General features: G+C 58.8%; 12 protein-coding genes. 2 read left to right on the forward strand and 10 right to left on the reverse strand.

The features are described from left to right. The 5 genes from VK725_RS08310 to VK725_RS08330 form a co-directional block, all read right to left on the reverse strand. Positions 1-1152: ABC transporter transmembrane domain-containing protein (locus VK725_RS08310; RefSeq protein ID WP_325317596.1), on the reverse strand; the 1152-nt coding region annotated here is incomplete at its 3' end. Positions 1153-1444: 292 nt separating this feature from the next. Beyond that, complete coding sequence (gene cyoE, locus VK725_RS08315) at positions 1445-2308, reverse strand: heme o synthase (protein WP_325317597.1); 864 nt, start codon at positions 2306-2308, stop codon at positions 1445-1447. Then, positions 2305-3462 carry a COX15/CtaA family protein gene (locus VK725_RS08320; protein ID WP_325317598.1) on the reverse strand — a complete coding sequence of 386 codons (1158 nt, stop codon included), beginning with the start codon at positions 3460-3462 and terminating at the stop codon, positions 2305-2307. The genes cyoE and VK725_RS08320 overlap by 4 nt, the downstream gene beginning before the upstream one ends. After that, positions 3462-4031, reverse strand: coding sequence for a hypothetical protein (locus tag VK725_RS08325; protein WP_325317599.1), 570 nt, complete (start codon positions 4029-4031; stop codon positions 3462-3464). The genes VK725_RS08320 and VK725_RS08325 overlap by 1 nt, the downstream gene beginning before the upstream one ends. Continuing rightward, positions 4028-4765 (reverse strand): SURF1 family protein, encoded by a 738-nt coding sequence (locus VK725_RS08330; RefSeq protein WP_325317600.1) that lies wholly within the window; start codon positions 4763-4765, stop codon positions 4028-4030. Before VK725_RS08330 ends, VK725_RS08325 begins: the two co-directional genes overlap by 4 nt. 59 nt (positions 4766-4824) lie before the next feature. Between VK725_RS08330 and VK725_RS08335 the strand changes: the two genes are divergently transcribed. Further along, positions 4825-5040: a twin transmembrane helix small protein gene (locus VK725_RS08335; RefSeq protein WP_325317601.1), complete on the forward strand. Its 216-nt coding sequence runs from the start codon at positions 4825-4827 to the stop codon at positions 5038-5040. Between the two features lie 245 nt (positions 5041-5285). On the opposite strand, the gene VK725_RS08340 is transcribed toward VK725_RS08335, so the two are convergent. The 5 genes from VK725_RS08340 to VK725_RS08360 all read right to left on the reverse strand — a co-directional run bounded on the left by VK725_RS08340 (position 5286) and on the right by VK725_RS08360 (position 9563). Further along, positions 5286-6173 (reverse strand): cytochrome c oxidase subunit 3, encoded by an 888-nt coding sequence (locus VK725_RS08340; RefSeq protein ID WP_325317602.1) that lies wholly within the window; start codon positions 6171-6173, stop codon positions 5286-5288. 44 nt (positions 6174-6217) lie between these two features. Further along, positions 6218-6400, reverse strand: coding sequence for a hypothetical protein (locus VK725_RS08345; protein WP_126675239.1), 183 nt, complete (start codon positions 6398-6400; stop codon positions 6218-6220). A gap of 4 nt (positions 6401-6404) precedes the next feature. After that, positions 6405-8027, reverse strand: coding sequence for a cytochrome c oxidase subunit I (gene ctaD / locus VK725_RS08350; RefSeq protein ID WP_325317603.1), 1623 nt, complete (start codon positions 8025-8027; stop codon positions 6405-6407). A 65-nt stretch (positions 8028-8092) separates the two neighbouring features. Further along, a complete protein-coding gene (gene coxB, locus VK725_RS08355; protein ID WP_414648470.1) occupies positions 8093-9061 on the reverse strand; it encodes a cytochrome c oxidase subunit II in 969 nt (322 codons plus the stop codon). Between the two features lie 19 nt (positions 9062-9080). After that, complete coding sequence (locus VK725_RS08360) at positions 9081-9563, reverse strand: DUF2244 domain-containing protein (protein WP_325317605.1); 483 nt, start codon at positions 9561-9563, stop codon at positions 9081-9083. 483 nt (positions 9564-10046) lie between these two features. Here VK725_RS08360 and putA point away from each other — a divergent pair, with 483 nt between their 5' ends. Continuing rightward, positions 10047-13226: a bifunctional proline dehydrogenase/L-glutamate gamma-semialdehyde dehydrogenase PutA gene (putA, locus tag VK725_RS08365; protein WP_325317606.1), complete on the forward strand. Its 3180-nt coding sequence runs from the start codon at positions 10047-10049 to the stop codon at positions 13224-13226. The last annotated feature ends 46 nt before the right edge of the window (positions 13227-13272 follow it).

Consider the following 13272-nt stretch of genomic DNA (forward strand, 5'->3'; position numbering starts at 1 on the left):
GCGGGCGACCGTGCCGAGGGCCACCGTACGAAAACCGGCTTCGACGTAACCCGCCAGTTGACCGTCCCAACGGCGCATGGTTTGCGGCTCCACGGCCATCGCCTTGACTGTGTCAATACCGCTGATCGTCTCCACCAGGAAAGACTGATTGTCGGCGCCCCGATTGAATTTCTCGCGCAGCCGTGCGCGCAAGGCGGGAGTCAGCGTCATCGATAGCAGCGCATACATGGGCAACGATGCGACGACAGCCAGCGTCAGCCATCCGCTATAGCAAAGCATCACACCGATAAAGACGAAAGAGAACAACACGTCCATAACGAGCGTAATGGCGTTACCCGTCAAAAAGCTCCGGATATTTTCCAGCTCGCGCACACGCGCTACTGAGTCGCCGACACGACGTGATCGGAAGTACGTCAACGGCAGCGACAGCAGATGCCGGAAAAGTCGCGCACCTAACTCAACGTCGATGCGGCTGGTCGTGTGTGCGAACACATAAGTTCGCAGTCCACTTAGCAGCGACTCGAAAATCGAGCAGAACAGTAAACCTATGGCGATTACATCCAGCGTAGTAAGTCCTCGGTGCACGAGCACTTTGTCCATCACCACCTGAAAGAATAGAGGCGTGGCTAAGCCGATAAGTTGCAGGAAGAACGAGACGATCAAAATCTCGCCTAGCAGCTTGCGGTACTTGATAATTGCGGGGATAAACCAGCTGAAGTCAAAGCGAGTCAACTCACCTGCGATGGATGCCCGTGAAGTGAACAGCATGACTTTGCCCGACCAGCGCTGTGCAAGATCGTCGTGCGACAGCAGCTGTGGGTGACCGTAACGCGGATCCTGTATGAGGATTTTTTTATCGTTGACACGCGCGATGACGTACATCGAGCCGTCGTTATCGATCGCCAATGCTGGCAGTGTCAGATAAGTCAGGCGGCTCAATTTCGCATCGACCAACTTGGTCTTGAATCCAAGTTTGCTCGATGCGTGACGAATCAGATCGGTGTCGAATGATCGACTGGGTTCACCAAATTCGTGAAGGATCTGCGCTGGATCGACGGGTATGCCGTGAATACGCGCAATGATGACCAGACACGCTAATCCCGTGTCCGACGCTTCAGCTCCTGATGCCTCGGCGCGCACTTCTACTTCCATAAAACATCCCTGACTACACAACAGCCACATCAAAGAGCGACTGAGCTATTCCTTTAGCTGTAAATAAAGGCGTGCTGCGTGCTCCCCCTTAGGCGCATGCTTATCCAGTGGTGTGCATTCGTCAACGAGTAATATTTTGCGAATTGCGTTATTGCGAAATACACATGGAATTCACGTAAAAGTGTGTCGCCGGTCACGACTTAACTTAAGTTGATACAACAATGTAAGCAATGCGCAAGGAGTTAGTCAGGAAGGTCAAAAGCCTTCACAAATAAATCTTACGCGCTGTCGCTTACGCAGCGATCCAGTGATCAGCCAACAGGAACGCGAACAGTGCCATAAGATAAATGATCGAGTATTTGAAAACGCGCATGGCGAACAATTCGTCTGGCGGGTTCATCAGGCGGATTGCGTAATAGAGAAAGCCCACGCCGAGGACGGCAGCGCCGCCGAAATAGATCAGGCCGCTGTAGCCGGTGATGGGGGGAAGCAGGCTCACGATGACCAGCAGGATCGTGTAGAGCAGAATCTGCCAGCGTGTGTAACGCACGCCGTGTGTAACAGGCAGCATCGGAATTTGCGCGCGGGCGTAGTCGTCGCGGCGAAAAATCGCGAGCGCCCAGAAATGCGGTGGCGTCCATACAAAAATGATGAGGCACATTTGCAGTGCAAAAGGATGAAGCGCCCCTGTTACGGCCGTCCATCCGAGCACGGGTGGAATCGCACCCGCGAGCCCACCGATAACGATGTTTTGTGGCGTAGCGCGCTTCAGATAGGCGGTATAGACCAACGCGTAGCCGATCAAGCCACCGAAGGTAAGCACAGCGGTCAGCACATTGACCAGCGTGCCGAGTATCACCATCGACAAAATACCCAGCACGATGGCGAAAATCAGAACCTGGTGTGCATTGAGCTTGCCGGTGGCGAGCGGACGACGCGCCGTGCGCGCCATCAGCTTGTCGATGCGCTCATCGATCAGGTGATTGAATGCAGCGGCGGAGCCGGAGGCCATCCAGATGCCGAGCGTGCCAAAAACAAGTGCGCGCCAGGGTGGAATGCCTGGCACCGCGAGAAACATGCCGATGACGGCGCAGAACACCAGCAGCGCCACGACGCGTGGCTTGGTGAGTTGCAGATACTCGCCAGCCACACTCATGCCACGGCTTCCATTTCATCGGAACGCCACGGCTGCAGACGTGCGAAGTTCGCGAGTAACGCAAACAGCAGAAGTGCGGCACCACCGTTATGCATTGTGGCGACGGGCAATGGCAAACCAAAGTGAACGTTGCTAATGCCAAGCAACACTTGAATCACCAGCACGACAGCGACAGCGATACCGCCAAAGCGGAATCCGCTTTTTGCGAGCTGGTACGACAGCCACGCCAGGTAACAGAACACGACAAGTGCACCGATGCGATGCGTAATCTGAATTGCACTGCGCGCCGCCATGTCCAAAATGCCGCCTTCGTAGTTCACGCCGATCTCGCGCCAAAGCACGAAGCCTTGTTTGAAATCCGTCGGCGGAACCCATTGACCCAGACATGTCGGGAAATCCGTGCCGCACGCCAGTGCAGCGTAGTTGGCGGATGTCCAGCCACCGAGCGCAATCTGACACGCAAGTAGCACGATGCCGATGACAACTGCCCGGCGCAGCATCGCGTAGCGATCATCTTTTGTGCCGACGCCATTGCAACGTAGTGCCGCATACGCAAGCAGTCCGAATGTCGTCATGCCACCTAGCAAATGACCCATCACGACGATGGGTTTAAGCAGCAGCGTGACGGTCCACATGCCGAGCATCGCCTGGAAAATGATGACAGCCAATGCAAGCACGCTCATCTTTAACGAAGCGCGTTCGCGCAACCAGCATGCTCCGGCTGTCGGCAGCAATATCGCCAGCAACGCCAATCCTGACGACACGTCGCGCTCGCCATGCAAATAAAGCGTGACGCCTATGGCAGCGAATATCGCGCTGAGGACGATCGCCAGCTGTATCAGCCGATCGCGGAATGCCGCTGTGAGCGCCAGCACAAGCACCAATATGCCGAGTGTTCCAGCCAGCATGCGATGCACTTGTTCGCGCCAGGCCTTCGTCGCTTCATAAGGACGATCCGGAAACGAAGCATTGGCCTGCGCCACTGCCTGCGCGTGATGCGGCCAGCTGGCCTGCCCGTAGCACGTCGGCCAGTCCGGACATGACAGGCCCGCGTTTGAGAGGCGGACGAACGCGCCGAACATCACCAGACCGAAGGCGAACACGGCCGCCAGAATGGCCAGATAAGGCACGATTTTGCGAGTACGCAGCGACATCAACGGATAACCTTCTGCAGATCCTTGCGCAAACCGCTCGGATCGAAGCCCGCAGGATACAGTGTTAACGCCGTACCGTCGGATTCCACTAGTAAGGCGCTCACGCTATCGGGTGTGGAAGGCTGGTATTTGGTGAGGGCGTCGTTAACGTCCCTGCCGATCTGCCAATAGTTCTCCATGCCATTGCTCGCAGCATCTGCGGGCGGCTGGCCAACATAGAGCAGGCGCAATCGCGATGCATTGTTGTTGAGCGTGATACGCGCCGCTGCCATTTTGGTCAGTGTTTCCACGCAACTTGCAGCGCAATTGGGCCCGGCCAGTGCGATCAACGTCAGGTGCGGCGAGCTATCGCGCCACGCCCATAGCTGTCCATTGGCGAGCCGAATCTGTACATGTTCCTGATCGAAATTGCGCTGTGGAAAAATCGGCTCGCCAAAGCCTTTGCCGGTTGGCTGCCAACCACTGAGATTGAGCAAACCCGCAGCGATGATCGGCGCGGCGAATACCAGAATGATCAGCAGGAATTTCAGACGACTGGTGCGTAGGGCTTGAGGATTGGGTTGATTCATGACTTGCTCTTGGTCGGACGCTTCTTCCGATGCAGCACCAGAAAAATCACCACCGCCGCCAGGGCGAAGGTGAACCATTGAAAAGCATACGCGCGATGCCGCGCCGGTGGCATGGACGAAAGATCCAGCGTATGTACGCGAACGTAGATCGATGCCGGATCGGCATCCAGCGCCAGGACGCGTGGGTAAAGCGCAGCATGAAGGTCCGAGGCAATCTGATCGAGATCCAGATAGATCGAGGTTTTCGGCCACTGCGTTTGCTGGACCAGCGCATTACCACCCATTTCGAATCCGGTACCGGGTGGCGGTTCGTAGAGACCTTGCAGAGTTTGCTCGTCCGTCGGCAGGGGCGGTAACTGCGGTGCTTTATCCGTGCCGTTGCCCGGCAAAAAGCCCAGATCGACCATCAGCACCCGGCTTTGCCCATGCGGCTGAAACGGTGCGAAAACTTCGACGCCGCCGAGATTGTCGTGCTTGGGGTTATCGAGCAGATACAGCCGATCCGCTCTATACGCGCCCTGCACACGCACGCGCGGATAAGCATCTTGTGGCGGTTGCGAAGCGACCGCGTCGAAGGCTTGTACGGGTGCGCTCGCCGCTGCGGCATACCGTCGCAGAAGTTCGTCTTTGTAATCAGCGCGATGCAGCTGCCAGATGCCAAGACGCACGAAAACAAGGGCTCCGGCGATGGTGAGCAACACCGACCACCACGATGGTTTGCGCATCCAGCTCACGCGGTGCCTCCGCGCTGGATGGCTATACTGGTGATGTCGGATCTACTCAGGTCAATCACGTGGAAACCATTTACAAAGTCGCGCTGGTGATCATGTTCCTGGTGGTGATATTCAACCTCGGCCAGGCGCTGTATTTCATGATGACCGACAAGGATGAAAGCAAACGCACCGCCTGGGCGTTGACGCGACGCATTGGCTTTTCGCTGGTGCTTATTGCCATGGTGATTGTCGGCATCAAGCTTGGCTGGATTCATCCGCACGGTGTGGGTCAATAAGCCATCTCGCTCGTCACTCCGGCGCAAGCCGGAATCCAGTAACGACAACGCGTGTGACCTTCAGGAATCCATGTGGCCAGCGGGCACTGGATTCCGGCCTGCGCCGGAATGACGGGCTAAAGAAGAACCATTGTAGCGAGCCTCCTGCTTCGACGCCTGACCCGCGACATTTAGCGCCCTGCAACCAAAGGAAACCCATAAAAAAGCCCGCCAAATGGCGGGCTTTTTTTTCCGGCGCCAAGCGCTCAGAGAATGTAAACGAACATGAAAAGACCCAGCCACACCACGTCCACAAAGTGCCAGTACCAAGCAACCGCCTCGAACCCGAAGTGATGCTCCTTGCTGAAGTGGCCGGCCAGTACGCGCAGCCAGATGATGGCCAGCATGATCGTACCCAGCGTCACGTGCAGACCATGGAAGCCGGTGAGCATGAAGAACGTGCAACCGTACACACCGCTACCGAGCGTGAGGTTGAGTTCCTTATAAGCCTCCATGTACTCGTGCGCCTGGCAATACAGGAACGAGGCGCCAAGCAGCACGGTAAAGCCGAGGAACGCCAACACCCTCTTGCGATGGCCGGCGATCAGCGCATGGTGTGCGATCGTCACCGTTACGCTGGAGCTAAGCAGAATCAGCGTGTTGAGCAACGGCAGACCCCATGGCCCCACCGTTTCGAACGCACCACCGATATGTGCCGGGCCATTACCGCCGCCCGAACCCCACGATGCGGCGTATTCGCTCCATATAAATTGATGCGTCAGTACACCGTGACCGTAACCACCCAGCCACGGCACCGAGAACATGCGGATGTAGAACAGCGCACCGAAGAACGCGCCGAAGAACATCACTTCGGAGAAGATGAACCACATCATGCCCATGCGGAACGAACGATCCACCTGGGTGTTGTAGTTGCCGGCCATCGACTCGTGAATCACCGAGCGGAACCAGCCGAAGAACATCAGCAGGATGCCGATGAAGCCGATCAGCAATAGCGTCTTGCCGAAGCCGGTATCGCCCGGTTCTGCGTTGAGCCAATGCGCCGCACCGAAGACGGTGATGAACATGACCACCGCAGCCACGATCGGCCATTGGCTCTTGCTTGGTACGTAGTAAATGTCGTGCTGCTGACCCATGGTGTGTTTCCCGTAGCCGTTCCTGGTGACCTACGTGCCCGAACTTACTGCATGAGTGAATCGATTTGGTGCTGATGAATCTGCGGATGGTGCTGCAGCCAGAGCATCTGCCCGATGGAGAACACGAACACGGCGAATGCGATGATGCCAATGATTGCCGCGGTGCGTCGCGCGCGACGCAAGCGTTGTTCCTGTCCCGTTTCCAGCGAGCGATGATCGAGCTTCATGCGATCAATCCTCGGTGTGACCGTGCGCGAGTTCGTCGTCGTGAATCACCGGCGCGATCGTGAAGCTGTGATGCGGAGGCGGCGAGGAAAGCGTCCACTCCAGACCCTTGGCACCTTCCCACACGCGGTCGGTGGCTTTCTTCTTGGAGAACCACACGCAGTGGATGATGACGCCCAGGAAAATCAGCTGCGAGGCACCGAACAGGAAACCGCCGATGGAGCTGATCATGTTGAAGTTGGCGAACGCGACGTTGTAATCCGGAATACGGCGCGGCATGCCGGCCAGACCCAGAAAGTGTTGCGGGAAGAACAACACGTTCACCCAGATCACCGAATTCCAGAAGTGCACCTTGCCCCAGAACTCGCTGTACATGTTACCGGTCCACTTCGGAATCCAGTAATACGTGGCCGCCATGATCGCAAAGATCGCACCCGTCACCAGCACGTAGTGGAAGTGCGCCACCACGAAGTAGGTGTCGTGATATTGGAAGTCCGCGGGCACCAGCGCCAGCATCAGGCCAGAGAAACCGCCGATCGTGAACAAGATGACGAACGCCACCGCAAACAGCATCGGTGTTTCGAACGTCATCGAGCCACCCCACATCGTGGCAACCCAGTTGAACACCTTCACGCCCGTCGGAACCGCGATCAACATCGTCGCGTACATGAAGAAGATTTCGGCGCCCAGCGGCAGACCCACCGCGAACATGTGGTGCGCCCACACGATGAACGACAGGAACGCGATCGATGCGATTGCAAACACCATCGCCTTGTAGCCGAAGATCGACTTGCGCGAGAAGGTCGGAATGATTTCCGAGATGATCCCGAACGCCGGCAGGATCATGATGTACACCTCGGGGTGACCGAAGAACCAGAACACGTGCTGGAACAGCACGGGGTCACCGCCACCAGCGGCATCGAAGAAGTGTGTATTGAAGTATTTGTCGGTGAGCAACATCGTCACCGCACCCGCCAGCACCGGCATCACCGCGATCAGCAGGAAAGCGGTGATCAGCCAGCTCCACACAAACACCGGCATCTTCAGAAGATCCATGCCCGGCGCACGCATGTTGAGGATGGTCGCGATGATGTTGATCGCACCCATGATGGAGCTGATACCCATCAAGTGCACCGCAAACACCACGTACGCGAGCGACGCACTCTGCAGCGACAGCGGCGGATACATCGTCCAGCCACCGGCAGGACCACCGCCCGGCAGGAACAGCGTGGAGAGCAACAACGCAAAGGCGAACGGCAGGATCCAGAACGAGAGGTTGTTCATGCGCGGCAACGCCATGTCCGGCGCGCCCACCATCATCGGGATCATCCAGTTGCCGAGGCCCACGAACGCAGGCATCACCGCACCGAAGATCATGACCAGCGCATGCATCGTGGTCATTTCGTTGAAGAAGTACGGTTGCACCAGCTGCATGCCCGGCTTGAACAACTCCGCGCGAATCACCATCGCGAAGCTGCCGCCGATGAAGAACATCAACAACGAGAACACCAGGTACAGCGTACCGATGTCCTTATGGTTGGTGGACATCACCCAACGCTGGAAAAAATTCTGGTGCTCATGATGATCGTGATGCTCATCGTGATGGTCGTGGGCGGCTTCGTGGGCCATAACCTTGAACCTCTACCTAAATGAATGCGTTGTCGTGAACTGCACGTAGCAGCCGGTGAATCAAATCAACCTTGCGCGCCGTGCGCTGGAGCGACCTGCGCCGTCGCCTGCGCAGGCGCGGCGGCGGTGGACGCGGGCGCCGGCGCTGCTGCGGGTGCGACGGACTTCTGCTGATCGGCCAGCCACTTGGCGAAGTCTTCCTTCGAGACAGCCTTCACCACGATCGGCATGAAGCCATGATCCTGACCGCACAACTCCGCACACTGGCCGCGATACACACCAGGCACCTGGATGTTGGTCCACGTCGCGTTCACCACGCCCGGAATCGCATCCATCTTCCAGCCGAGCGCGGGAATGAACCACGAATGGATCACGTCGTCGGCGGTGATCACGAAGCGGATCTTCGTATCCACCGGCACGACGAGCGGCTTGTCGACGTTCAAGAGATAAACATTCTCGTCGCCCACCTTGACCGCATACGGGTCGAGGCCGGAATTGAGCTGACGGGTGGCGTTGCTCTGATCGTCGAGCTTGGACATGAAGCCGACGTTGCTAATCGCCTTGCCCTGGTAGTCGACGTAGTCGTAACGCCACTTCCACTGATAACCGGTGACTTTCACCGTCATCTGCGCGCCAGTCGTATCGGAGAACTGGCGCAAACCATCGGTCGCCAGCCATGCCAGCGTGATGAGAATGATGATCGGGATGACAGTCCAGATGATTTCGACTGTCGTGTTGTGCGACCACTTCTCCGCCACCGCGCCGCGCGATTTGCGGAAGCGGAACATGGCGATGAACATCGCACCGAAGACGAGGATGCCGATGACAACGCAGACGCCCAGCGCCACGTTGTTGAGCATGTACGGCACGTGGGAATACGTGGTCACGCCCGGTGTGAGATTCAGCTGTCCGGGCTCTGGGTTGGCCAGGACGGTGCTTCCGAACAACCCCATTCCGATCAAACCCAGGGCCCCCGCTCCCAACGCCCTGACTATGCCTTTACTACCTTTAGGCCTGATGCCGCCAGATATCATGTTTGCACCTTTGTTGAACCTACCTGCGCGCTTGGGACTGGAAATCCGTCAGCAACACCTTGAGTTTCCGGAATAGCTCGACACGTTCCTCATCCGCGAGGAAAGCCCCGACTTCCAGCCTGCGTCCGTGCGACGACAACAACAATCGGTTACGCCCCTCCCCTGATTCCAGCAGCACGCGCACCCAATAGGGTTGGAAGCGCATGCAGCGGCGACCTGGCAGGGTTTGCACCTCCAGCGACTCAGTGTCGAGGGTGATGCGTTCGCTGCGGTCGCCGGCCCGCCAGGCCACGCTAAGTGCGATAGCCACGGCGCAAGCCTCGATCAGGGCGAACAGCGGCGCAAACACATCGCCCTGCCACGCTCCCAGACCTGCCGTTATCAACGCCAGCGCAGCCAACACCATGATGAGGCGACGCAGGCCGCGTCGGCTGAGTACGCGGTTGGGCCGAAGCCACAACACGTACGGCAGGCCGCCGAGGGCTGGTCGAAGCACGATCATGGTAGTCCGGCGTGCCTGGAACGTTCCGATCATAGGCCGCGACGCACATCCCGGCAAGGATGGGTGCAGCGTTGAGCACTCGTTGCGCAAGCGCTGAAAAAGCCTGCGGTTACGCGAAGATTTGCGAATACGCGTGCACGTTCCGACGCTGTCACGGATTTGCTATGTGGCGAGTGTGCTGTGTGACGGGTTGCTACAAATTGTCGCGGTGGTGGCGAATGCGTCAAATTGTAAAGCCGTCTCCCTTTGGAAGAAGGTGCCGGCAGGCGGATGAGGGTGCGAGCGGAGTCGCCACGTCAAACCTCGCGGCGAGTGCCGAACCCTCACCCCAACCCCTCTTCCTCGCTCCTCAAAGCGAGGCCATTCATGGCCTCTCTCCGCGTCCGCCGGGAGAGGGGCTTTAAGTCTCCGCAGATGCGTCGCCTCGCCCCCGGCCTTACAATTCGCAATCCCCCCAGAAGCCCTACAGCGCGCCACGCCATCGTGACCCAGCCTATTCTTACCCCCGAACTGCCCACCGGCGCCGACGCCGCCCGCGCGCGCATTACCGCCGCATGGCTGCGCGACGAAACCGAGGCGGTCAACGACCTGCTCGCTCAAGCGACCCTACCGCCGGCCGAACGCGAGAAAGTGATCGACGTTGCCGCCGATCTCGTCACTCGCGTCCGCGCGCGTGCGAAAGATCAAAGCGCCGTCGAATCCTTCATGCGCCAGTACGATCTTTCGAGCGAAGAAGGCGTACTGCTGATGTGCGTGGCCGAAGCTTTGCTGCGCATTCCGGATAAAGCTACGGCGGACAAACTCATCCGCGACAAACTCGGCGATGCAAACTGGAAGAAACATCTTGGCCAGAGCGAGTCGCTGTTCGTCAACGCATCGACCTGGGGCCTGATGCTCACCGGCAAGCTGGTGAACCTCACCGAAGACACGCGCCACGATTTCGCCGGTGCGCTGCGTCGCCTGGTCGGCCGCGCGGGTGAACCGGCGATTCGTCTGGCCGTTCGTCAGGCGATGCGCATCATGGGCCATCAATTCGTGATGGGTCAGACAATCGGCGATGCGCTCGACCGCTGCGCCAAACCCGAATACGCGGTGTATCGTTATTCGTATGACATGCTCGGCGAATCGGCGCTCACCAGCGAAACCGCCGAGCGCTATCAGCAGGATTATCGCAAGGCGATCGCCGCCATCGGTTCGCGCGGCCCGTTCGCCAATCACACCGATGCGCCGTCGATCTCGGTAAAACTTTCCGCGCTGCACCCGCGTTATGAAGTGGCCAACCGCGAACGTGCGCGCCGCGATCTCTCCGCCAAGCTGCTGGAACTGTCCCAGCTGGCGATGAAGCAAGGCATTGCGCTCTCGGTGGACGCCGAAGAAGCGGATCGCCTTGAACTCTCGCTCGATATCATCGGCGACGTGTTCGCGCATCCCTCGCTGCAAGGCTGGAACGGCCTAGGCATCGTGGTGCAGGCGTATTCCAAGCGCACGCCGTTCGTGATCGACTGGCTGATCGAAACCGCACGCGCCGCCGGCCGTCGCTGGTACGTGCGCCTGGTGAAAGGCGCGTACTGGGACGCCGAAATCAAGCGCGCGCAGGAAACCGGCCTTTCCGGCTATCCGCTCTACACGCGTAAGCCCAACACCGATGTGTCGTATCTGGCATGTGCGCACAAGCTGTTCGACGCAGGCAGCGATCTGATCTATCCGCAGTTCGCCACGCATAACGCACACTCGATCGCCGCGGTGCATCACATCGCGCGTGGACGCCCGTTCGAATTCCAGCGCCTGCACGGCATGGGCACGGATCTGTATGCCGAAGTGATCGGCAAGCAGAATCTCAACGTACCGTGCCGCGTGTACGCACCGGTCGGCACGCACGAAGACCTGCTCCCGTACCTCGTGCGCCGCCTGCTTGAAAACGGTGCGAACACCAGCTTCGTCAATCGCGTCGTCGACGAAACGCTGCCGGTGCGCGAACTCGTCGCCGATCCTTGCGAAACGGTACGCCGTTACGCGTCGGCCAATCACGGCAGCTTTGCGCATCCGCGCATCCCGCTGCCGGTCAATCTCTTCGGTGACAATTCGGTATCCAGGAAGAATTCCATGGGCGTCAACTTCTCCAACGACAACGAACTGAAGGCCCTCGCCGAGGCAGTCAACGCCAAGTCCGGTCCGTGGACGGCCGGTCCGCTGGTGCCTAATGCGCAAGGCAACGGCCCAACTGTGCAGGTGACCAATCCGGCCGATCGCCGACAGAACGTTGGCAGCTATGTCAGCGCCGATGCTGCGCTGGTCGATAAAGCACTCGCGAATGCCGTCGCCGCTCAACCAGCGTGGGATCGCCTCCCTGCCGCCAGCCGTGCGGCAATTCTTGAGCACGCCGCCGAACAACTCGAAGCGCGCCGCGGCGAATTCATCGCACTTTGCGTACGCGAAGCGGGCAAGAGCCTGCCGGATGCGATTGCTGAAATCCGCGAAGCCGCCGATTTCCTGCGTTACTACGCAGCGATGGCGCGTCGTCTGTTTGGTCATCCGGAACAGTTGCCGGGCCCGACGGGGGAAAGCAATCAGTTGTTCCTCAACGGTCGCGGTGTGTTTGTCTGCATCAGCCCGTGGAACTTTCCGCTCGCTATCTTCCTCGGTCAGATTTCCGCGGCGCTCGCGGCGGGCAACAGCGTGATTGCGAAACCGGCCGAGCAAACCAGTCTGATCGGTTACACCGCAGTAAAGTTGTTACACGACGCCGGCGTTCCCGCCGATGTGCTGCAGTACTTGCCGGGCGACGGTGCCGTCGTTGGCGCTGCCCTTACAAAAGATCCGCGAGTGGCTGGTGTTGCGTTCACCGGTTCGACCGAAACCGCATGGGCGATCAATCGCGCACTTGCGGCACGTAACGCGCCGATCGCCGCACTGATCGCCGAAACCGGCGGTCAGAACGCGATGATTGCCGACTCCTCCGCGTTACCGGAGCAAATCGTCAAGGACGTTATCGCTTCTGCATTCCAATCGGCCGGTCAGCGCTGCTCTGCCGCGCGCGTGCTGTTTGTGCAGGAAGACATCGCAGACAAAGTTATCAGCATGCTTGCCGGTGCGATGGCGGAACTGAAAGTCGGCGATCCGGGCCAGCTTTCCACCGACGTCGGTCCGGTGATCGACGAGGACGCGCTGAAGATCCTCAACGACCACGCCGCACGCATGGACAAGGAAGCGAAGAAGATCGCCGAAGCCAAGCTCGACCCCGCGGTCACCGCAAACGGTACGTTCTTCGCACCACGTGCGTATGAAATTCCGTCGCTGGATATGCTAAAGCGCGAAGTATTCGGTCCAGTGCTGCATGTAATTCGCTGGAAAGGCAGCGATCTGCCTAAGGTTGTCGAGGCGATCAATGCTACTGGCTATGGCCTCACGCTTGGCGTTCACAGCCGTATCGACGACACGGTGGAATACATTCGCAGTCACGCACGCGTCGGCAACTGCTACGTCAACCGCAACCAGATTGGTGCCGTGGTCGGTGTGCAACCGTTCGGCGGCGAAAGCCTTTCGGGCACGGGGCCGAAGGCGGGTGGCCCGCACTATCTGCTGCGCTTTGCGGGTGAGCGCACGCTCACTATCAACACCACGGCTGCAGGTGGCAACGCGTCGCTGCTAACCATCGGTGAGTAGGTTATTTCCAAACCGTTGAAAATTTACCTCACCGTCATTCCCGCGC

It is taken from the genome of Dyella sp., assembly GCF_035486915.1.
In the GTDB taxonomy this organism is placed as follows: Bacteria; Pseudomonadota; Gammaproteobacteria; order Xanthomonadales; family Rhodanobacteraceae; genus Dyella_B.